Here is a 22,668-nt window from a genome sequence, read left to right on the forward strand (position 1 = left end):
GATTTTCTAAGTATTCAATTGAACATGAACACCTTCCTTAACCGACTTTTCACAAGCTTCGATTATTTCCTGACAAGTAATTGCGTCCTGCAAACTTGATAGTGGTTCTTCGCCGACTCTTACTACCCGATTTATAAAATGAGTAGCCGTATTTTTTATTGACTCAGGGTAATTCTGATAGGTTTGCGAATGTGCCCCATTTCTATCGTTGATTACAAAATCACGATAACTGTAACGGGTACTTCCCTTTGTTCCGATTACTTTAATGATACAGGTCCAAGGGTCGCCAGCATGGTCGTCATTAGCAAAACTGGCACAGAGATGACTTAGGGTTCCATTCTGCATTTGAATATTTGCCATGGCAATATTTTCTTGGGGAGCAATCGTATCATCCACCGTATTCATCAAACAGGAAACCGTTTTTGGTTCACCGGCTAAATACAACATCGTATAACTGTGGTGCGTCAAAATCTGCCGAATTACACCAGGATACCTTGCCCGAATCTCATCGGCATGATGAATATTGTACATCATGTAAAACTGGACAATATCCCCAAGCTTTCCATCTTGAATCATAACTTTAGAACGCTCAATACCTGGCTCATAAATATAGTTGTGCACTGGCATACATTTCACGCCTGCTTTTTGAACCGCATCGTTCATTTTTTCCAACTCAGCAATGCTAGAAGCAGCTGGTTTTTCAACTAAAATATGTTTTCCTGCTTGTGCCGCTCTGACCGTGTATTCGCAATGTGTTTCCATATTGGTAAGCACAAAAACCGCATCTACTTTTGGGTCATTTAACAATTCGTCGACCGATGTATAACTTGAGCACCTATATTGTTTTGCCTTGGCAACTCCCTTTTCAGGAGTACGATTCCATAAACCGATTAATTCAGCACCAGGCAAGTCATTGATTGCCTCTGCGTGTAAATTGGCAATGTCACCTGCTCCAATAAATGCTATTCCCAAGGTCTTCATGAGGCTGGCGTTGAGTATTCCAATGTTCCTTTTTCGGCCATTTTTTTAAATTCTAAAAGTGATTTGCGAATACCTTCCGAAATTTCAGTAAGCCGAAGATTGTTGAAAGTACTTGCTATTTTTCTATGGTCCAAATCACAGATAAAAAGATTCGGCGGTGCATTGTTTACAATGGACAAGGAAGCAAAATCACCCATACCCAATTCTTTAGCTTGATACGCTGCTAGTTCTAAAAATGATTTTATCGGAATTGTTTCCCCTTGAATATTAAAAGCACCGAACCCTTCATACGACTGTAAAGTAACAGCCGCAAATTGAGCTCCTACATCTTCCACAAAATGGTAGTTCTCTCTGCCTTGATAAGGCATTTCAAAAGGCAATAGCTCCCCGGAAACAGTTCCCATAGCAATCGCTTTTAAGGCATTTGTGGGAGCAGATGTTTTTCCTTTGTCCCTTCCTTTGCCATAGGTAGTATTGATTCGCAAACAAACGGTTGGGACTTTGGTATTATCGTAAAAGAAACGTGCTAGATGTTCTCCGGCCAGTTTCCAAATTCCGTAATGATTGGGAGGTGCCAAGGGTACATCCTCGGGAATAATTTCTTGCGGATACATCGACCGCATTCCATATACCGCCCCGGAACTTGCAAATACGAATCGCTGTAAATTCTGAAGTTTCTCGGCTGCATCGAATAAGGCCATAGTGCCTCCGGTATTGATTTCCATGCCGCCGATATGATTGCGAGAACAATCAGGACTTTGATAGGCCCCTAAGTGAATAATATGGGTTGGGTTTACTTCAAGCAATACCCGTTTGATTTCAGAATAGTTGGAAACATCAAGAGTTATAAATTCCAAACGAGGATCTAAGTCTTCCCCAAGCCATAGTTTTAAAGGCTCTGCATTGTTGGAGCGTGTGGCAATAACTATTTTGCCAACTTCTGCAGATTGTAATAATTTATAAATAGTTACCGAGCCTATGCAACCTGTGCCTCCGGTGATGAAAATTTTATGCATTAAATTTCTATTTAGAGTAAGGAAAAGCATCCCCCTGCCCACTTCAAAAGGGGGAATATTTTAGTTCATTTTTACTACCGCCTTCATATTTTGTGCTTTGATAGAATCCTCAAAGGCTCGGGTTACATCTTCAAAATCATAAAGATTGGTATAGTGTTCGGCGGGGAATACACCCGTAACCATCAATTTCATTGCCGACATATAATCATCACGACAAGACCCCATAGAACCTCTCATGTTCATGGAAGTCCGGGTCAAATGTGTTGCATTTATTGAAACATCTTGTCCATAAGTCGCAATCACACAAATATCACCTTCGGGTCGAACCACATCAATTGCCTCTGTAAGTACCGCAGGGACGCCTGAACATTCAATTAGCAAATCCACTTTACCGTTACTTCCGAAAGGTACTCCATTTACATCCGTAACTCCTTTTTGCAATTGGGAAGTCATAGTATTCTCTGGAGAGACTTCCAAGGTTATAAAACCTCTTTCTTTTGCCTTTTTCAGTCGAATATCCCGGTCGTGGGCAATTCCTGTAACGGCAACTCTGGCTCCGGATGCTCGAGCAACTTCTGCGGACATCAAGCCTATAATTCCGCATCCTGTTACAATCACATCCTGTCCTGGTTTGATATCACATTTGTTATAAAGTGCATTTGTAATAATAGATAGTGGTTCTACCAAAGCTCCTTGCGCCGGAGTTAAACCTTCCATTAAGGGGACAACCCGGTCCGATTCGAGAACTACGCGTTGGCCAAACCCTCCATTTCTATGAAACCCTATGATTTGTTTTTGCGGACAAAGGTTCCATTTGGCAACACTGCAGGCCGGACATTCTTCGTTTTGACATCCTAACATAGCCAAAGGGGTAAATACATCCCCGACCTTAACATCACCGTGGTCTCCTGGGCCCAATTCTAAAACTTCTGCACTAAATTCATGGCCGATTACCCTAGGTCTTTGTACCCAGTCAAAATTTGCCTTTCCTATGGACGCGCTATTGTCGGAACCACATATTCCGGTATATAAAGTTTTGGCAAGAATTTCTCCCTCTTTTAATTCGGGAATTTCCATATCGATGACGGCTGTATTGCTCGTTACCGATACCCCTGAATTTGGATATATTTTTTCTTTGCCTTGAAGGCAAAAGCCTTTTATTTTTTCACTCATTTAATTTCGTTGATAGTTGTTCGTTGTCGGTTGATAGTCAATACTGCTTACTGCCAACTCACTCCGGTATCTTTCCAACTTTTTGATTTGGCAGATTCTAGCACTGCCTCGCAGACTTTCTGGGTTTCTTGTGCTTCTCGGAAAGTTGGAGAACATGGCTTGCCTTCTCCTAAATTCTTTAAGAAATCTGCTATTTGATGCACAAAACTGTGCTCATAACCTATAGATAATCCAGGTACCCACCATTTATCCATATAAGGCTGGTCGCCGTCTGTTACATGAATGGAGCGCCATCCTCGTTCTATGGATTCGTCTCTATGGTCGAAATATTCTAAGCGAGTTAAATCGTGTAAATTCCATTTGATAGAAGCATGCTCACCATTGATTTCAAAAGTAAATAGGGCTTTATGGCCTCGTGCATATCGAGTCGATTCAAACAATCCTAAAGAACCGTTATCAAAATGACAATGGAAGATACAGGCATCATCGATTCCCACTTTTTGTTTCTCTCCTGTTCCGGTATGAACTCTTTCTTTTATAAAAGTTTCAGTCATCGCGGAAACATTTTTGATACCTCCGTTCAACCACATGGCCGTATCGATACAGTGCGCCAATAAATCTCCTGTTACTCCAGAACCTGCTGCATCATTGTCCAATCGCCAAAGTCCTTCGCCACCTTGGGGAAGTTCTGGACTAATCGTCCAATCTTGTAAAAAATTCGAACGGAAGTGAAATATCTTACCCAACTTTCCAGCATCTATAAGTTGTTTTGCCAAAGTCACGGCTGGAATTCGTCTATAATTAAAGTAAACCGTATTTGGCACCCCAGCTTTTTCAATGGCATCTACCATCGGTTGTGCTTCAGCGACAGTTCTCGCCAAAGGCTTCTCACAAAGCACCATTTTCCCTGCTTCTGCGGCTGCAATTGCAATCTCAGCATGCATATTATTCGGGGTACAAATATCAATGGCATCAATATCATCACGCTCAACTAGTTTTTTCCAATCTGTTTCGATGGACTCATATCCCCATTGCTCCGCAAATGCTTTGACGCGTTCCTCATTTCTCGCACAAACTGCTTTTAAAACAGGTTTGTACTTTAATTCGGGGAAAAAGTCTCCAACTCTTTTGTAGGCATTGGAATGCGTTCGACCCATAAATCCGTAGCCTACCAAACCAATTCTTAATTCTTTTTTGTTACTCATAATAGTGTCTGGTTATTCAAAAATTTATTCAGCCTCATACCATCCGTGTAGTTCACGAACTTTTATCATTGCGCCTAGAACATCATTCCAAGTTTTGGATTCCATCATTACATCGTTAGGAAACATGCAACCATCCCAACAGATATGTTTGAACTTTTTAGTCAAAATTCCATTTTCATCGCGAAGCCAATGACCTGCATCTATCGCAATATCCAATTTACCATTAGGGTCGGTGGCTTGACAGTGTCTTCCTGTTTTATCATGGTCGCCGGAACCGAAGACTGTTCCGTCATTTTGTGCCACGTGAAAATCGATGGTCCATGGTCGTAGAGAAGCCGTCAAGGTTTTTAGGCCTTCAGTTAAAGTAGCTCTATCTTTCCAATCGAAATCTTGAGGCAAAATGCGCTCATCCTCTTTATTGTACCCTAATAGATACAATAATGTATGTGCCATGTCGGCTTGAAATCCGATATTTGGTCGGTCTACTGCCTCCAGCGTATTGAGCATTGATTTCCAACCGTGCATGCCCCCCCAACAAATTTCACCTTCGGCAGCTAAGGATTCTCCATAATCAGCGGCAACATCACAAGCTTCGCGAAAGGTTTGTGCAATCAATTTTGTGTTTCCAACTTCGTCTTTCGCCCAACTTTCAGGGTCTACGGAGGAATCTATTCGAACAACTCCATTGGGTCTGATGCCCATTTCCCTCAATTTTTTTCCTATGGCACAAGCCTTTCGCACCTGAGTAACAAAATTTTGTCGGTCTTCAGAAGAACCCATGGCAGAACCACCACCAGTACCTGCCCAAACAGGGGCTACAAAACTTCCAATTTCCAAATTATAGGAGCTAAACTTATCTGCCAAACGTTTTAAATCATCATCAGAGGAATCAATACTGACATGGGGATCAGCTAAAAACAAATCGATACCATCGAACTTTTGACCATTAACCTCAGCTTTTGAGGTTAAATCCAACATAGTGTCCAAATCAATTGGCGGTTCGGAATCTGGGCCTTTTCCTACTACTCCCGGCCATGAAGCGTTATGCAGTTTAGGATAGTTGTTATTTTGCATTTTGCATATATTTTAGATGTTCCAATTACTTTTGTGTACGTGCACAAAGTGAACTAATTTAATTAAAATTCGATTATTATCACCGATAAAAACTGTTGGTTTTATAAAACAGATGGTTATTTTGTGACAAACCAACAAGACTTGGGCAAATTAATTATGATAATAGCAAAAAAGTAAGTAAACTTATAGACTCAAATAACACTACAACCACAAATTCTAATCAATACAAACTAACATTTTCAAATTATGGAAACAAACACTTCTTCGAATGCTAATAGACTCTTTTACGGTAGTTGTTTTGCATTGATTACTACGGCTTTATCATTCAGTATTCGTGCAGGAATCCTTCCTCAATTGGGAGAGGAATTAAGTCTATCTGGTGAGCAACTTGGTTTTATCAACTCGATGTGGTTTTTAGGTTTTCCTATTTCAATGGTAATTGGGGGACTGATTTATCACAAAGTAGGTGGAAAAGCCATTATGCAATTTGCATTTTTTGCCCATGCCATTGGAATTATCATGACCATCTATGCTGGAAGTTATACAGGTTTATTAATATCTACGCTTCTCATTGGACTAGGAAATGGATGTACCGAAGCAGCTTGTAATCCAATGATTGCAGACGCCTATGAGGGTAATAGAATGAGTAAAATGATGAATCGTTTTCATATGTGGTTTCCTGGTGGTATTGTTATTGGAAGTTTAGTATCTAAATTCATGACCGATGCAGGAATGAGTTGGCAATCGCAAATTTGGGTGATTATGATCCCTACTTTGATTTATGCCTATTTGTTCTTTGGACAAAAATGGCCAAAGGCCAAGGTTCAGGAAGCTGCTACTCTTACTGGAAATATAAAAGCAATGTTTTCTCCTTTATTCTTATTCATGATGGCCTGTATGGCCCTGACGGCAATTTCAGAATTTGGTCCACAGCAATGGGTAGGCTTGATATTATCAAAAAGTGGTGCATCTCCTATGATAATCCTTGCCCTTGTTACCGGTATAATGGCTGTTGCCAGATATTTCGGTGGCGAGATGGTTCACAAATTCGACCAAACTGGAGTACTTTTGGGTTCCGCGGTTTTAGCAACAATTGGAGTTTATCTTTTCAGCACCCAAACAGGTGGCATGGCTTACGTTGCAGCAATTTTCTTTGCACTTGGCGTAGCTTATTTTTGGCCTAATATGATTGGATTTATAGCAGACAAAATTCCTAAGAGTGGAGCCTTAGGAATGTCCATTATAGGAGCCGTAGGAATGTTTTCAACATCAATTTTCCAACCGATTATTGGTGGATGGATTGATAGCGATAAGGCCGCTGCTGCTGCTAACGGATTAACAGGTGATGAATTAGAATTAGTTTCTGGCCAGGCAACATTAGGCACGATGGTTACCTTCCCAGCCATATTGATTGTGCTATTTGCTATTCTTTATTTTTGGGTTAAAAACAAAAAAACCAATGATGCGGAACCGGCAACAGCTGCACATTAATTGAAAATATATTTGTAGAACAACCCCCTGCCTGTTACAGGAGGGGGTTGTTTGGTTTAAATGAAACGAATTAGTGAAAATCTTTCTCATTGGAATGATAACTTGATTTAAAGAGATTCCGGTCTTCACCGGAATGACAATAAAAAGTACTATTAATGAAAATAGGAATGAACATGCTTCTTTGGACCAATCACGTTACAGAGGAACACTATCCCATAGTTGACCAACTAAAAGAAACTGGATATGACGGTATAGAGCTCTATATGGGAGATGGTGATGTGGAGCATTACACCAAACTAGGGAATCATTTTGCTGATTTAGGATTAGGTGTTACGACCGTTACCGGACTTGCCCCAGAAGAGAATATTTCAAGTGAGGATCAAAACATTCGTCAAGCGGGACTTGACCGTCTCAAATGGGCCATTGACAATGCTGAGGCGCTAGGAGCCGATAATATCTGCGGCCCTATACATTCCAGCTTTGCTTATTTTACAAGGCAACCTCCTACTCAGGATGAAAGAAAACGAAGTGCTGAAATGCTTAGAAAGGCGGCAGAATATGCGGCAGAAGCAAATGTTATGCTTTGTCCAGAAGCACTTAATCGCTTCGAGTGCTACCTCTACAATACCATGGCCGATTTGAAAACTTTAGTAGAAGCCGTGGACCATCCGAATTTAGGGGCAATGTATGATACGCATCATAGTAATATTGAAGAGAAAAGTCAATCCGAAGCGCTTAAGACCATAGCCCCTGTTTTAAAACACATCCATATCAGTGAGAATGACCGGGGTACTCCCGGAAGTGGCCAGGTGCAATGGAATGATGTTTTTCCTACTATTAAGGAAATCGGCTATGATGGTTGGTTGACCATTGAGGCTTTTAGTACAATCATTCCTGAATTTGCCAATGCGATAAACGTATGGCGTGATTATTCGCCATCTAAAGAAATTTATACAAAGGGGTTGCAATTCATAAAGAACGGAATGGGAATTTGAAATTAAAATGTTTGTAAAAGAGATTCCCGCCTACGCGGGAATGACAATAAACGAAGTATACAATGAAAAAGTTAATATATCTATTCGCTCTTATCGCATTCGCCGCCTGTAAAGAAAATAAATCGGAGAAGGTGGCTGCAACTCCTGAAGTAGAAGTCCCAACGGATTGGGTAGTTTTTGAAGGAAATGATTCGAACGCCAAACACATCGTTTTGGTCTCAGGAGATGAGGAGTATCGTTCTGAGGAAGCATTACCTCAGCTCGCCAAAATACTATCAAAACATCACGGATTTAAATGTACCGTGCTCTTTGCTCAAAATCCTGATAAACCAGGAATCGTAGATGCGAATTACGTTAAGAACATTCCAGGACTTGAGGCCCTTGACACCGCCGATATGATGGTGCTCTTTACACGATTTCGTGCATTGCCAGACGAACAAATGCAGCATTTTGAAGATTATTTAGCAGCGGGGAAACCTTTGGTAGCTTTGCGCACCGCTACTCACGCTTTTAACTTCAAAGAAACTGACACCACCAATTTTGCTCATTACAGCAACGGCTATTCAGGAGATAAAACGGAATGGACCGACGGCTTTGGCCGATTGATTCTGGGTGAAAAATGGGATTCACATCACGGTCATCATAAACATCAAAGTACACGTGGGGTTATTGCGGAAACTGCAACGGCACATCCTATCACAAATGGAATAGAAAGTGGCAGTATCTGGGGCGCCACTGATGTTTACGGAGTACGCTTACCTCTTCCAGGAGATAGTAATCCTATTATTTTGGGACAGGTCATAAATAGAGCAGGAGAGTATGATGAAAATGATTTGTTCTTTGGCATGAAAGCTACTGATACAGAACTTGCCACTGAGAACGACAAAGGCTTAAAAGTGAATGATGTTTTGATGCCCATAGCATGGACAAAAAGTTACCAGATACCAGGAGGCAAGAAAGGAAAAGCCTTTACTTCAACGATTGGCGCTGCCTCGGATATGCTCAATGAAAGTGTGCGAAGATTGTTGGTAAACGGAGTTTTTTGGTCTATGGATTTACCAGTTCCCGAAAAAGCCAACGTTTCTGTGGTTGGAACTTATAATCCCTCAGCATACGGTTTTAAAGATGATGCCTATTGGATTGAAAAACAATTGTCCATTTCAAGTTTGGGAACAATTGAAGAATAGGTTTTATAAGGAATTGTCTTCTCTTAGATTATGAATTGTACTCTGCAACGTCCCTTTTAGTGACATGTCATTAATACTGGAAATATCATAGGAAATCGACATCACATCAACAGGTTTAATATCTTTTAAAAACAACTTTACTGATTTACCCCCTTCTTGTAATTCTACTTGACTTATCGCTAAAACCTGTTTGTTATAGCGATCTGAACCATATTTGCTACTTCTTTTTAAATCCCATGTTTTCACAATATAGTTCTTGATATCCATTGCATTTGTGGGGTCTAACTTAGAATCAAATTTTAGTGTAATCCCAGAAGTTGTGGTTTTTAAATCTATTGGAGTTGTTAAAGGTTTTCCAGTATAGCGTATGCGGTATAACCCTCCACCACGAAGCATTTGGTTGGTACCCCATGCGGACATACCACAGGCATATAATTGTCCGTCATCTGGGTTGAACCTTCCGCGCATGACTCCCGTTAAGAATTTGATTCCTGGTAGATCAATTACACCACCTTGCATCTGCCCTTTTACCTTCTCATTCAAAACCAATTGAATCTTTCCGAAGCCATATGAAAAACTCAAAAGGCTCCCGTTAAGAGGGCCCCATTGCTCACTATCGACCCACAATAATTCTGAAGGCGATCTATCGAATTCCATATCCAACCAAACCATGGGTTCTTCCATAGCAACTCTAGTACTATCTTTTGGCGGGTCGTAACCCCACATATTTCCGTAGAATTTTCCTTTACCATCAACCCAATTGATTCGGTTCATCGGGTTCCAAAACCCTTGCTGATCCGTGACCAAAAAACTTCCATCGGGATTTATACAAACACCATTCGCAGCTCTAAATCCCTTAGCAATAATCTCGGTTTTAGAACCATCTTTGCTAACCTTCAACAACGTACCATGTTGAGGCACCAAGGCTTCCCGAGCGTGACGTCCACTCTTAGCATAATATAAATTTCCTTCATTGTCGGCCTGAAGTCCCATTGCAAATTCATGAAAGTGGTCCGTAACTTGATGGTCATGGTTGAAACTCTCATAAAAATCGGTTTCATTATCTCCATTAAAATCGCGTAACACCACCAATTGATCACGGCAAATAACATAGATTTCATCGTTTAATACCTTAATGCCGAGGGGTTGAAAAAGACCAGAACCTATGCGTTGCCATGTAAGTTCATTAGAATCATCAGTTAGTCCTGTAATGAGCCAAATATCCCCATCCGTAGTACATGCCAGGGCTTTATTTGCATCTTTCATAAAGTCGATTCCGCTCAACTTCATTCGACTAGCCCAAGGATTGTCAAACGGAGGGGTTAGCAAATCAACTGCGAATGCACCTTTATCAGGTCCTTTTGTAATTGTGCTTTTTAGAATTTCTGGATAATGCCGTGAACCCGTTTCTGTGATATATTTCTGTAGCTTTTCCGGAGTCACTTTGGACGTTGCAAGGTTTGCAAAATCGTCTACATCTGCATCAGCTATATAGAGCTTTACATTTGCGGGTTTTTTCTTTTCAACATTTAGCATCACAAAACCATCTTCATTCGATAAACTGCCTCCTTGACCTATTATAGCGACCTTCAAGTCTATAGGAGCCACTCTCATCTTCAACATGGATGTTGACGGAGAAATATCGAGTGTTCTGATAAAAACAGTGTCTTTGCCATGATATTCTAGGTCAAACTTTTCTAAAACATTCGCGTTTCCCACGGAATAGGAAATAACAACGGCATCGTCATGATGATACAATCCTTTATAGTTAGCCCAGCTCTTTGGAAGGGGACCAAAAGCACGACCGTCTCTAGCTCGAAATCTTGGATCCTCAAAAGAGCCTGTTTTGGGGTTAGCCCAACCAGGGCCAACAGGAGTTTCAAAATGGAGTTTGCCAATAGTTCGTGGATAGGTCTCGTGTTTGTCATCTAAAAGAATACCATTCCAATCTATAAAGCCTTTCCCAGTCCACCCACCAGCGACGCGCATGAGGTCATGGTCGAATATCATCCAGGCTCTCCCTTTTGAAATTCCTCCGTCTCCTTCGTCTAAACGTACGGCGATACCTTTGTAGGCAAAGTTGTTTTTAAGATAATCTTCATCAGGATAAGGCACGGGACGAGGTGAATGGAATCTTTCAATGCCCGTTTTTTCGTCTACCAATTCATAGGTGTTGATGAAAAAGTTTCCATAATTCATATCTGCCCAAGGCTGATAAGGTTTCGTTTCAGGTCCACGGGAAGTTCCTTTTGGTAAACCTGCCAGATAACCTGGGGTACTTGTTATGAATGCCTCTCCTTCTTTTTCCTTTAAATACTTCTGACGGATATATGAAATGACATCATACTTTTCTTTTGGAGTCAAAATTGGTTGTGGAGGCATTGTAGCAAAACCCCGACTAATGGTTTGGTACATGGAATAGGCATCACTGCCAGCTTTCAATTCTTGCTCCCAGAATTTGGTTGAAAGCGGAATGGAACCTTCCACCTCTTCATTGCCATGGCAATTAATACAGTTTGAACTATAGATACGTTCTCCTCGCTCATAACCCTCCCTATCAGCATTTGCAATCAGTCCAGTATGGTCTATATTGCTTTCCAGTTCCGCCAAATCATCTTCTGAAAGAATATACTTTATTTGTGAGCGATCAATTAAAACGAGTTCGGAAGACTGTTTCGTAGCGGTAAAGGGAAATAGCTCATCTTCAATCTTGACATTTCCAGAAAAATTATTCTTCTCAAAAGAACCTTCTAAGCTAGCTTCTTTTCCGTAGAGCGAAAAATCACCTGATAGTTCGGCACCATCAATCTCCAAATTTTCGAGAATAAAAGTTCCCTCATCAAAAGATACTAGAGAAAGTTGAGTGGTATCATTTGATTTTTTTAACCTCATAATTCCTTGAGATTGGTCATCACCAAAATCAATTTCATAGTCCCAATAAGTATCCTGGTTACTTCTTTGACAACCACATAGGAAAACAAAAGAAAACCCAAGGCTCCATATGATTTTTCGAATACCTTTCATCATGGTATATGTCTTCTAGTCTTTCTTAATAACCTTAGCACCCACTTCAACCTTTTCAAGGGTATTCCCTTCACCATCTATGTAATTCGCTTCAAAATCGCTATCGTTTACCCAACCAGATGAAGTTTCTTCACCTGACATAAATCGACCGTAAAAATCATTATTTCTTGTAAACGGATGTGCTTCGTAAAGATGTCCGAAACCTTTCATCCGTAGGTCATTCTGCTCTAATAGCTTCGCTTCCATTTCCGATTTCAGTTGCGCCTTCAATGGTTCAAGTGAACTATTATTAGCAAGATTATTTATACAGTAAGGGTCATTCTTAATATCGTACAATTCTTCTGAAACGCGTTTGCCAAAGTTTAATTTCCAGAAATGTTTATTTGTTCCTTTTCTTCGCAAATTCAAGATTTCCGTTTTTGTCGGACTACCGTCTGTATTCAAATAGCCCGTTTCAGGATTGCCCGAGGGCCATCGGTCGATTTCATAATTTTTCAAATACAGTAAACTGTCTTTGTATATTCCCCTAATGGGATAGCCCACATCATTTGGTCTACCGGTGTCATGCCTTTCTTTACCCACTAAGACATAATCCCGCTCAGTTTCAATTTGACCCGATTTTTCGGAAGTAATGATATTCATCAAACTCTTTCCAGTTGCCGGATGCATTCCAGAAGACGCCCAATCTACTCCAGCAGCTTCTAAAAACGTTGGCGCTAAATCAATAAAACTGATATAATCATCAACGACCTTTCCCTTCGATTTTCCTTTCCATAGCATAGCCATTGGCACATGGTTTGCATTTTCATATTGGTTGCCCTTAACCCTTGGAAATGGCATACCATGGTCAGAGGTTACTACAATCAAAGTATTCTCCAATAAATTTCGTTCTTCAAGGGTTTTTAAAACCTTCTGTATATGCTTATCCGTATCTTCTATTTCATAGGCATAATCAAGTAGATCATTTCGGGTAATTTCGTTATCAGGCCAATAGAGTGGAAATTCCTTTATCATGTCAGTCGTCTTGCCCGCTAGTTTTGCCCCACTTCCATATTCATAGCCACGATGTGGCTCAATGGTTCCTATCCAAAAACTCCATGGCTGATCCGCCGGAGCTTTGTCTAAAAAATCCTTAAAATTGGCACTGTAATCGTTTGAACCGATTCCGATTGTTGGAGGGGTCAAGGTTTTTTCATTAAATGCTGGACCCATAACCTGTCTTTCACTTCCATCGGCGGCAAAAGTCAAAGCGGGACCATACCCTTTGCCTGTATGACCCGTGGTATACCCATTTTCCAAAAGTGCTTCTTGATAGGTTTTGAATTTCGACGGAAAGTAAATAACATGATTTGCAGCAGCATCCAATTGCCACGAATTTCTCCCCGTTATCACCGATGCTCTGGAAGGGGCACATTTGGCGTTTGGTGTATATGCTCGGTTGAATAAAACTCCATCTTTGGCAATAGCATCAAAACCAGGAGTATTTACATAGGTGCTACCGTAGGCGCTCATGTCCAATCCTGCATCGTCAAACATAATCACTAAGATATTAGGACGGTTGTCGATTTCTTGAGCCCTTGCAAACGAAAAGACTATAAAAAAAACTAGAACAATATAAAGTCTTAAACACATTGGGTTAAGGTTTCTATGAATTTAAGGACAATTTTATAAAACGATAAATTCATTTCTTCTTTTGAATACATTGATGTCGTTTAACTTTTATATTACTATTCTAATTCTCCTTTATAGTAAACTCTGGCAATCTGATGATTTCTCCTCCTTTCATAGCCGAATCGTGGGCCAAAATACCAACACAAGTGATATTCGCAGATTGTACCGCATTTGGGTACGGTTGATGGTTACCTACTAGCGCCATCAAAAACTCATGCACCAAGTGTGGATGTGAACCACCATGACCTGCGCCCTGTGTAAATGAAAGGTGTGTATTGTCATCGGTATCATAGACCCCATGAGTCGTGAAGGGCTGTATTTCCTCGGGCAACAACTTCGCAAAATCCGGACTTTCCACTTCTTCGGGAATTTCCGGTTCTGGTTTTTTGGCCGTATGTACGACTAAAGGTTTACCTTCTATCAAGGGCCATTCTACCGATTTCTTAGATCCATATACTTCAAAACTTTCTCGGTACTGACGGGCAACATCAAATAGCGAACGATGGACTTGTGCGCTTAAATCAGAATTACGGAATTTAATATGTGCCGTTTCCACCGCGAAAGGTGAGTCATATTCTTTTATCAGTTCTTCTCTAATCCTTCCTGAACCAAAGCAGGAAACATATTCCGCTTCATCCCTAGTAAGGGCTAAAATAGGCCCTACACAATGTGTTGCATAATGCATTGGCGGAAGTCCTGGCCAATAATTTGGCCAACCATCCATATCTTGTTGGTGGCTCGCTTTTAGAAATTGAATTTTTCCCAGTTCGCCATTTTCATAAAGCTCTTTCATATATAAAAACTCCCGAGCATAGACTACGGTTTCCATCATCATATAGGTCAATCCAGTTTCCTTTACTAATTCTACAATTTGGCGGCATTCCTCAACTGTGGTTGCCATGGGCACTGTACAGGCAACATGTTTTCCTGCTTTCAATGCAGCAATTGATTGTTCTGCATGATTGGGAATTGGAGTATTGATATGAACTGCATCAATGTTAGGGTCTTTTAGCAATTCACTATAGACGGTATACCTTTTTTCTATTCCGTAAGTATCTCCTATTTCATCCATTTTAGATTTGTTCCGCTGACATATCGCATACATTTCAGCATTAGGATGCTTCAGGTAAATCGGTATAAACTCTGCCCCGAATCCGAGGCCCACGATGGCAATTCTTATTTTCTTATTCATTAGTCTAGAATTTGGTTCGGGAATGAATTAGAGCGACACATTCAATTTTTCTGGAGGATTCAATTCTTTTAAATACGCAACCAAATTTATAACCTCTTCATCAGTAAGATTGTTCAAAAGTCCATCTGGCATCATTGACTTTGTTGTTACTTCTCGATTTTGGATTTTTGAGGTGCTTATGGAAATAGGATCCTGACCAACAACTCTCAAGGTTACATTCCTATCGTTTTCAGAAATGATATTTCCACTATACGTTCGTCCATCATTTGTGGTGATAACAACGGTCTTATAATCGTTTTGAATGTCACCGTTAGGATTTAAAATATTACTTAAAAGATAAGCTGTATTGGTTCTGTTGGAGCCAGTCAAATCTGGTCCAATAACACCCCCTTCGCCGTGCATCATATGACAGGCTGAGCAAGTGCGCTGATAAATGGCTTCACCTTCAGTAAGATTTGCTTTTGAAATCGCAGCATCACTAAGTAATCTTTGGTACTTACTGAAATGCCCCTGTTTATCGCCTGAAATCTCATCTATTGGCCCCCAGATTTCGACAAATCCATTCCCGACCACCCTTTTTAATTGCAGGGCTACATAGGCTGGAATATCTTTTTTAGGCATAGACCCATCCTTTATGGCAAGCGCCAAAGGCCAACCATAAACAGGTCTTGAAGCCAAGGTTTGAATCACTTCTTGCTTTTCTAAAACTGAGTAGTTGGGATATTCTTTCAATATAAGTTTACCCAAATCTTCATTGTTATAGGCAGCAATCGCTCTAATAGCATCTAATCTTAATTTTGGATTTTGGAGCAATTTGGGTAAAATAGTTTCCAATTCTTTTCGCTGCTGCACGGCTAAGTTTTTGATGGCATTTTGCTGCTGTTCAACTTCTGCATTCGGGTTGTTTACAATCGCCATCATTTTTATGGCTGCCTCAACACTACCAAAACGTTGGGCAATTTCATCAGAGATTACTGCCAAATTTGAGTCGGATTGTAATTTCTTATAGGTCGCCGACCAATTCGATGGTTCTTTCAAATCAGCTCTACTCTCTAAGCCTGACAACATGCCATTCAAAAGATGTATTTGTTCTTTGGATTTTTCTGCTACTCCGGCAACTAGTTGTTCCAACTTTTCTCCATCGACAAGTCTTCGACCTATTTTTTCTATAATTGAGGGGATTTGACTTTGACCTGCCAATTCTAGTGCCTTTACAGGATCTTTAGCAATCAAAGGTTCAATACCGAACCAAAGCATCAACGGAATGTTTGGATCATCAATATCTTCTTTATGTTTTGCCAGCGATGTGGCAATAGACCAGCGATTTTCTTCACCAATACGTTGTAAGGCCGAGGCCAAGTAAAGTCTAACCACAGCCGACGATTCATTTTTCGCCAAAGCGGTCATCGCTTCAATTCCCTTTTGGGATGGTTGACCATCTTCTACCAAAAATTGTATTGCCCAGCCTCGAACATATTCTTGCTTATCCTTCATGAGCACGATCAGGTCATCAGAAGAAATGTTGTTGGTAACATGCAATGTCCACAAAGCGCGTAACCTTGTGTCTTCGTTCGAATTTTCCTTTAACAGTGCTTCTGCTTTTGAAATAGCAGCGGCATCCAAATCTCCTTTGTTCGCTCTGTTTTGTAAAATAACCCGTGCTCTTTGCGCATGCCAATTGCTTTTGCTCAATTGCAATTCAACAAGTTCAGTATCACTCTTTTTGGTTAGGTCATCATATCTTCCAGTCCAATTTTCTGCCAAGGACTTTTCGGGCATAATGCGGAATACCCTACCCGTATCTTTATTGATCACATCATTTCCACAGATATCGGCATCATGCCAGTCCAGGACGTAGAGTCCACCTTCGGGGCCTACCTCCATACTGAACCCAATCCATTGTGCATTGTTGGCCATCATAAATTCGTCGCCATGACTCGCACTAAAACCTGAACCGTTCTTGTGCAGCACATCCGACAACACGGCATGCTCATGAATGTTCGCCATAAAAACCTTACCATGATCTTCTTTGGGAAAGGCATCAGATTGATAAATTCGTGCTCCTCCATGTGCGGATCGATGCCGATGGTCGACAATAGTTTGAATATCTTCATAGGCATACGGATTAAAATGCTGACCTCCTTGTCTGTGATAGATTCCCCCTTGGATAATATGGAACAAATGCGGAATCACACAGGCAGAAATAAGTAGCTGTCCTTTGGCATCATAATCTATTCCCCAAGGATTACTAAAGCCATGAGCCACGACCTCGAATTTTTTCTTAATGGGATGGTAACGCCATACACCTCCATTGATATCCACTCCATCAGCGTCTAACAAATCTTCCGGAAAAGCTTCCCGATGTTTGTAAATTTTACCTTTTCCTTTTGGTTTTCTGATAACGGAAGGTGTCGCAAAGCCTTCCAATCCATATAGCCATCCATCAGGTCCCCAATGGAGACTATTAATGGTTTCGTGACGATCACGAATTCCCCAACCTGTCAATAAAACTTCAATGTCATCCACATCCGCCTTATCATCTCCGTCCTTATCCGGTACAAAAAGCATATTTGGTGGGGCACCTAGAAACAGACCATCATGACCGATCGCTATTGCCGATGGAAACGGAATACCTTCTAAAAAAACCTTTCTGCTATCCACTACCCCGTCTCTATCCGTATCTTCAAGAATCAAAATGCGACTGTCCCCTGAATTGGAAAAACCTTCTTGGCGATTTTCATAATCACGGTTTTCAGCAATCCACATTCTGCCTCTGTCATCCCAACAGAACGCCATGGGTTGTGTAATCATGGGTTCTGAAGCATAGGCATTGACCTGATAACCTTCTTTAATGGTCATGGCATCTACTGCCTCCTGCGGACTCAAAAGCTTTGCATCTCTTCCTTCTTGACGTGCAATATTCCAAAGCGAAGCGATTTTATAGAGTCCATCATCACCTGCATAATCGCCCCATAAATCATTCATCTCAACTGGATTCAATTTGCCAGAATAGGCTACTATTTGGTGTTGGATTGTTTTGATTTCCCCTTTTTTGATATGCCAATCTCCCATTCTTGCTCCAACCGGACCTATACCTAATTGACCGTCGACACGCCAGGTCTGAGGAAAATTATCATTATCAGGGTGGTCAAAAATAGCGATGTGGCCCCATTCATCCAAGCCTTCAATTTCCATCCCCGCATCTACCCACATTGCCCTTTTACCTTCGGCCTTTTCATTTCGCTGGCGTGCAGCGTTCTCCACTTCTCCTTCAATACCTTCTTTCCAGGGCATGCGCAGAAATAGTCCGCCGTAATCAAATTCATTGATTGAAATATCCGTTAGAGCCTCGCCCTGCCATTCTAAACTCAATAGATATTTTCCTTCTTTTTCTTTAAAAGTCCAAATTTGTGTTTCTTTTAGAATGGGTGTTTTGTCAGAATCGAGCATGTTATAGACAGACTGCCATTTCACTTCGGGACCTTCCACAATTAGAACTTGGGTTGAAACTCTTTGCCAATACTCTGACCCTGGGTTATGAAAAAAATCACGACCAATTTTCTGCTGGATATCTTCAGGTTTGTTTTTATCGTAAAACCACTTCTTGAGCTCCGTTGAATCGGCTCCAGTGCCATTTACCCTAGTAAAACCCCAATACAAACCGGTTTGATGTGGATGATGCCCAGGACTATATTGAGTCAATTCTACTTCGCTCTCCGGGGCAATAATTGGATGAATAAAAGGTCGAAAATCAGATTTCACATTTTGGGTTACCAAAGGCAATGATTCATCTTGTCTAAAAACCTTGATGAAGTCCCCACCTTTTTCAATCTTGAAATGTGGTACTTTCTCAGAAACCGAGGCGGTGGTTTTTTCCGTTTTGGATTTGCAGGCTAGCAGACATGTAAGTCCTATGAATACAATCACTATTCTCTTCATACTATAATATTCCTAAAAAATATTGGAAATAAAAAGTCTTAAGGCAAAGGAAGTCAACGAAATAGAAGCATTCATAGAACTTGTATAGGTTTTCATATCAAAAAATCATTCAATTTCTTGAAGGGTTTTTTGATTATTAAAGCTTCGCATCTTGGGCTCGAATCTATTCTTCTATTAAAATCTCCAACAACTGAATAGCTGCATCGCTAATTTTGGTCCCCGGACCAAAGACGGCCACCGCACCTGCGTCATATAAGAATTGATAATCCTGCTTTGGAATAACTCCGCCTACAATCACCATAATATCTTCGCGACCATAGTTCTTTAATTCTTCAATAACTGCAGGTACTAAAGTCTTATGACCTGCGGCTAAAGAAGAAACGCCTAGTATATGGACATCATTTTCGATAGCTTGCTTTGCGGCTTCTTCAGGAGTCTGAAACAAAGGGCCAATATCTACATCAAAACCTAAATCGGCATATCCGGTAGCGACCACTTTTGCTCCTCTATCATGACCATCTTGCCCCATTTTGGCAATCATGATACGCGGGCGACGACCATCTTGCTCCGCAAATTGGTCAGTCATGGCTTTTGCCTTTTCAAAACTTTTATCGTCTTTGATTTCTTTGGAGTACACGCCTGAAAATGAATTTATAACTGCTTTATGTCTGCCGAAAACTTCTTCCAAAGCTGAGCTAATCTCACCTAGAGTCGCTCTTAATCGTGCGGCATTTACAGCTAAAGCTAATAAATTTTTATCCGTAGGCAAGTTTTGGTCATCTGATTCCATTTTCAATTTTGCTGCTTCGGTCAGTTCACCCAAGGCCTTTTTAACTGCAGCTTCATCACGTGATTTTTTAATAGATGCTAAGCGCTCCAGTTGTTGTCTGCGCACTTCCTGATTGTCAACTTCAAGAATTTGCAAATCGTCCTCTTCTTCGAGTTGAAACTTATTCACGCCAACAATTACATCTTGCCCACTATCAATACGTGCTTGTTTTCTCGCCGCCGCTTGCTCGATGCGCATTTTCGGAATTCCAGCTTCAATCGCTTTGGTCATTCCACCCAATTCTTCTACTTCTTCTAGCAAAGCCAAAGCTTTTTGAGCCAATTGGTCGGTTAGATATTCTACATAATAACTACCGGCCCAAGGGTCGACCGTCTTTGTGATTTTGGTTTCCTCTTGCAGGAATATCTGTGTCTCACGGGCTATTCTTGCGGAAAAATCAGTAGGTAAGGCGATAGCCTCATCCAAAGCATTCGTATGCAAACTCTGTGTGCCTCCTAAAGTAGCGGCCATAGCTTCAATGGTCGTCCGGGCCACATTATTGAAAGGGTCTTGCTCGGTTAAACTCCATCCACTAGTTTGACAGTGCGTTCGTAATGCCAATGATTTTTGATTCTTCGGATTGAACTGCTTTACCAATTTTGCCCACAACATTCGGGCCGCTCGCATTTTAGCAATCTCCATAAAATGGTTCATGCCTATTCCCCAGAAAAAGGATAAACGGGGAGCGAAATTATCGATCTCCAATCCGGCTTTAAGTCCGGTTTTGATGTATTCCAATCCATCGGCCAAAGTATATGCCAGTTCAATATCTGCGGATGCACCAGCTTCGTGCATATGGTATCCAGAGATACTAATACTGTTGAATTTCGGCATGAACTGACTCGTATATTCAAAAATATCCGCTACCAATTGCATAGAGGGTTTTGGTGGATAGATATAGGTATTCCTTACCATAAACTCCTTTAGAATGTCATTTTGAATCGTTCCTGCTAGTAACGCTTGATCAACACCTTGCTCTTCAGCAGCAACGATATAAAATGCCATAATAGGAAGCACAGCTCCGTTCATTGTCATAGAAACGGACATCTTATCTAACGGAATTCCATCGAATAAAATCTTCATGTCCTCGACGGAATCAATAGCAACCCCTGCTTTACCAACATCGCCAACAACACGTTCGTGGTCACTATCATAACCTCTATGTGTTGGTAAATCGAAGGCAACGGAAAGTCCTTTTTGACCTCCTTTTAAGTTTCTTCTGTAAAATGCATTACTTTCTTCGGCGGTCGAAAATCCCGCATATTGCCGAATCGTCCAAGGTCTGCGAACGTACATTGTAGAATACGGTCCGCGCAGGTAGGGAGGGATTCCAGCAACGAAATCAAGATGTTCTGCGGAAGCTATGTCTTCTTTGCCGAAGGATGGTTTGATAACAATTTTTTCTGCGGTTTCAAAATTAGAGGTACGAGATATAAGGTTAGAAGTTTGAGTATTTTCATCATTTACCTCGTCCTTCGTACTTTGTACTTTGTACTTCAGTTTTAATTGTTGTACATCCTTCCTACTCATCATTCAATCTTTTTTGTTCTACTTCCTCGGCTAAACGTTTCTCTAGAATCGGTTGAATCAAAGTCTTTCGTGCATTTGTTTTTAAAAAGGGATACAATTCAATCGTATCTTTCATTTTATCATTCTCGTTTTGATAGCGATTTGTGCCGACCAAAACTTCATCTCCAGCATCGAAACGTGCTTGTTCTTTTTCGGCACTTTCTTGTATTTTTCGTTGAATGGTATGTGCTTTCAATTGCTTTAAAAACCCACCTCCACTTTCGATAGATTTAAATAAGAGCAATGCCTTCTCAGCCAATTGATTTGTAATACTTTCAATGTAGTATGAACCGTCGGCCGCATTATCAACTTTATCAAAGTAGCTTTCATTTTTCAACAAGAGCAACTGATTCAGGGAGATACGGTCTCCAAAATCATTGTCTTTATGATAAATAGCATCATAAGGCAAATTAAGCACTGCATTTGCCCCACCTAAAACCGCTGACATACATTCCGTGGTTGTTCGGAGCATGTTGGTGTTATAATCGTACAAGGTTTTGTTTCTTCTCGTGGGAACGGCTACGATATGACAGTTTTCTGAAACCCCATATTCTTTAGCTAATGTTATAAATAACAAGCGAATTGCACGAAGTTTAGCGATTTCAAAAAAGTAGTTAGTATCTATTGAGATTTTAAAAGAAATTGTACTAGCCAGTCCCTTGTCCGACATATGATTCAAATACTCGTTAGCATGTGCTATCGCATAGGCTAATTGTTGTACTCGATTTGCTCCCGCATTCTGATATAATGAAATGTCGACACTTAAGCTATTTTGGTATTCGAGACTCAAAATCGTATCGAGTTCTTTGTAGTCTTTTTCAAAATTGAAAAACCAATTTCCCGTTCGGGCTAAATTGCCGATGGGATCTATATTCAAATACAGGTTTTCTTGAGCATCTCCTGCAAAATCAAGAACTGTTTTAAAATATCTACTTGATAAAAACTGTAACTCCAGATAAACTTTTGTATCCGCTAAGGTGACTCCGTCAAGCAGTTCTGAAATCTTAACATCCTCGGAAGTAATAATAAAATAGATAGCTTCAGCACCTTTCCTTAGAACTTCTTTTGCATTTTTATTTGCGGCTTTTGCATTTCCAGCATAAATAGATTGACCAACATTCCAACCGGAACCGCTGGTTAAATTCCCAGGGGTACTTACTGCATCATCTGCATGATAGAATGGCTTTACTTTAATGCCTTCAGGAGATTCCCAAACTAAGGTTTCGTTATAATCTGCTCCCTTTAAATCAAATTGTATTTTCTGTTTCCACTCCTTAGCAGAAACGGACGAGAATTCTTGAAATAGTGGGTTTTTACTCATC

The 22,668-nt window shown here is 40.7% G+C and carries 14 protein-coding genes; 3 read left to right on the top strand and 11 right to left on the bottom strand.

Annotated elements, in window-relative coordinates:
• Nucleotides 1-6 precede the first annotated feature (6 nt).
• From FEE95_RS03920 to FEE95_RS03940, 5 genes are read right to left on the bottom strand one after another with little or no spacing between them, the layout of a single operon-like run.
• On the bottom strand, nucleotides 7-981 hold the full coding sequence (locus tag FEE95_RS03920; RefSeq protein WP_138656517.1) for a Gfo/Idh/MocA family protein: 975 nt from the start codon (nucleotides 979-981) through the stop codon (nucleotides 7-9).
• Nucleotides 978-1,997 (bottom strand): NAD-dependent epimerase/dehydratase family protein, encoded by a 1,020-nt coding sequence (locus tag FEE95_RS03925; protein ID WP_138656518.1) that lies wholly within the window; start codon nucleotides 1,995-1,997, stop codon nucleotides 978-980. Before FEE95_RS03925 ends, FEE95_RS03920 begins: the two co-directional genes overlap by 4 nt.
• 60 nt (nucleotides 1,998-2,057) lie before the next feature.
• Nucleotides 2,058-3,170 carry a zinc-dependent alcohol dehydrogenase gene (locus tag FEE95_RS03930; RefSeq protein WP_138656519.1) on the bottom strand — a complete coding sequence of 371 codons (1,113 nt, stop codon included), beginning with the start codon at nucleotides 3,168-3,170 and terminating at the stop codon, nucleotides 2,058-2,060.
• Nucleotides 3,171-3,217: 47 nt separating this feature from the next.
• Nucleotides 3,218-4,375 (bottom strand): Gfo/Idh/MocA family protein, encoded by a 1,158-nt coding sequence (locus FEE95_RS03935; RefSeq protein WP_138656520.1) that lies wholly within the window; start codon nucleotides 4,373-4,375, stop codon nucleotides 3,218-3,220.
• Nucleotides 4,376-4,399: 24 nt separating this feature from the next.
• Nucleotides 4,400-5,449 carry a sugar phosphate isomerase/epimerase family protein gene (locus FEE95_RS03940; RefSeq protein ID WP_138656521.1) on the bottom strand — a complete coding sequence of 350 codons (1,050 nt, stop codon included), beginning with the start codon at nucleotides 5,447-5,449 and terminating at the stop codon, nucleotides 4,400-4,402.
• Nucleotides 5,450-5,695: 246 nt separating this feature from the next.
• On the opposite strand from FEE95_RS03940, the gene FEE95_RS03945 reads away from it, so the two are divergent.
• The 3 genes from FEE95_RS03945 (at nucleotide 5,696) to FEE95_RS03955 (ending at nucleotide 9,122) form a co-directional block, all read left to right on the top strand.
• The gene (locus FEE95_RS03945) at nucleotides 5,696-6,940 is read left to right on the top strand and encodes an MFS transporter (protein WP_138656522.1); all 1,245 of its coding nucleotides are present in this window, start codon (nucleotides 5,696-5,698) and stop codon (nucleotides 6,938-6,940) included.
• Between the two features lie 155 nt (nucleotides 6,941-7,095).
• Nucleotides 7,096-7,935: a sugar phosphate isomerase/epimerase family protein gene (locus FEE95_RS03950; protein WP_138656523.1), complete on the top strand. Its 840-nt coding sequence runs from the start codon at nucleotides 7,096-7,098 to the stop codon at nucleotides 7,933-7,935.
• A 62-nt stretch (nucleotides 7,936-7,997) separates the two neighbouring features.
• A complete protein-coding gene (locus FEE95_RS03955; protein WP_138656524.1) occupies nucleotides 7,998-9,122 on the top strand; it encodes a ThuA domain-containing protein in 1,125 nt (374 codons plus the stop codon).
• Between the two features lie 3 nt (nucleotides 9,123-9,125).
• Here FEE95_RS03955 and FEE95_RS03960 read toward each other — a convergent pair whose 3' ends face one another.
• From FEE95_RS03960 to FEE95_RS03985, 6 genes are all read right to left on the bottom strand, one after another.
• A complete protein-coding gene (locus FEE95_RS03960) occupies nucleotides 9,126-12,149 on the bottom strand; it encodes a DUF6797 domain-containing protein (RefSeq protein ID WP_138656525.1) in 3,024 nt (1,007 codons plus the stop codon).
• A gap of 12 nt (nucleotides 12,150-12,161) precedes the next feature.
• Nucleotides 12,162-13,778 (bottom strand): sulfatase family protein, encoded by a 1,617-nt coding sequence (locus tag FEE95_RS03965; RefSeq protein WP_138656526.1) that lies wholly within the window; start codon nucleotides 13,776-13,778, stop codon nucleotides 12,162-12,164.
• A 100-nt stretch (nucleotides 13,779-13,878) separates the two neighbouring features.
• Nucleotides 13,879-15,009: a Gfo/Idh/MocA family protein gene (locus FEE95_RS03970; RefSeq protein ID WP_138656527.1), complete on the bottom strand. Its 1,131-nt coding sequence runs from the start codon at nucleotides 15,007-15,009 to the stop codon at nucleotides 13,879-13,881.
• Nucleotides 15,010-15,036: 27 nt separating this feature from the next.
• Nucleotides 15,037-18,948, bottom strand: coding sequence for a PVC-type heme-binding CxxCH protein (locus FEE95_RS03975; protein WP_138656528.1), 3,912 nt, complete (start codon nucleotides 18,946-18,948; stop codon nucleotides 15,037-15,039).
• A 163-nt stretch (nucleotides 18,949-19,111) separates the two neighbouring features.
• A complete protein-coding gene (scpA, locus tag FEE95_RS03980; RefSeq protein WP_138657556.1) occupies nucleotides 19,112-21,307 on the bottom strand; it encodes a methylmalonyl-CoA mutase in 2,196 nt (731 codons plus the stop codon).
• Nucleotides 21,300-22,667, bottom strand: coding sequence for a methylmalonyl-CoA mutase subunit beta (locus tag FEE95_RS03985; protein ID WP_138656529.1), 1,368 nt, complete (start codon nucleotides 22,665-22,667; stop codon nucleotides 21,300-21,302). Before FEE95_RS03985 ends, scpA begins: the two co-directional genes overlap by 8 nt.
• Between the last annotated feature and the right edge of the window lies 1 nt (nucleotide 22,668).

Source organism: Maribacter algarum (ex Zhang et al. 2020) (assembly GCF_005885635.1).
Lineage (GTDB): Bacteria > Bacteroidota > Bacteroidia > Flavobacteriales > Flavobacteriaceae > Maribacter_C > Maribacter_C algarum.

Coding starts and splice junctions, on each gene's coding strand:
- FEE95_RS03920 (WP_138656517.1), bottom strand. CDS start 981: ATGAAGACCTTGGGAATAGCATTTATTGGAGCAGGTGACATTGCCAAT.
- FEE95_RS03925 (WP_138656518.1), bottom strand. CDS start 1,997: ATGCATAAAATTTTCATCACCGGAGGCACAGGTTGCATAGGCTCGGTA.
- FEE95_RS03930 (WP_138656519.1), bottom strand. CDS start 3,170: ATGAGTGAAAAAATAAAAGGCTTTTGCCTTCAAGGCAAAGAAAAAATA.
- FEE95_RS03935 (WP_138656520.1), bottom strand. CDS start 4,375: ATGAGTAACAAAAAAGAATTAAGAATTGGTTTGGTAGGCTACGGATTT.
- FEE95_RS03940 (WP_138656521.1), bottom strand. CDS start 5,449: ATGCAAAATAACAACTATCCTAAACTGCATAACGCTTCATGGCCGGGA.
- FEE95_RS03945 (WP_138656522.1), top strand. CDS start 5,696: ATGGAAACAAACACTTCTTCGAATGCTAATAGACTCTTTTACGGTAGT.
- FEE95_RS03950 (WP_138656523.1), top strand. CDS start 7,096: ATGAAAATAGGAATGAACATGCTTCTTTGGACCAATCACGTTACAGAG.
- FEE95_RS03955 (WP_138656524.1), top strand. CDS start 7,998: ATGAAAAAGTTAATATATCTATTCGCTCTTATCGCATTCGCCGCCTGT.
- FEE95_RS03960 (WP_138656525.1), bottom strand. CDS start 12,149: ATGATGAAAGGTATTCGAAAAATCATATGGAGCCTTGGGTTTTCTTTT.
- FEE95_RS03965 (WP_138656526.1), bottom strand. CDS start 13,778: ATGTGTTTAAGACTTTATATTGTTCTAGTTTTTTTTATAGTCTTTTCG.
- FEE95_RS03970 (WP_138656527.1), bottom strand. CDS start 15,009: ATGAATAAGAAAATAAGAATTGCCATCGTGGGCCTCGGATTCGGGGCA.
- FEE95_RS03975 (WP_138656528.1), bottom strand. CDS start 18,948: ATGAAGAGAATAGTGATTGTATTCATAGGACTTACATGTCTGCTAGCC.
- scpA (WP_138657556.1), bottom strand. CDS start 21,307: ATGAGTAGGAAGGATGTACAACAATTAAAACTGAAGTACAAAGTACAA.
- FEE95_RS03985 (WP_138656529.1), bottom strand. CDS start 22,667: ATGAGTAAAAACCCACTATTTCAAGAATTCTCGTCCGTTTCTGCTAAG.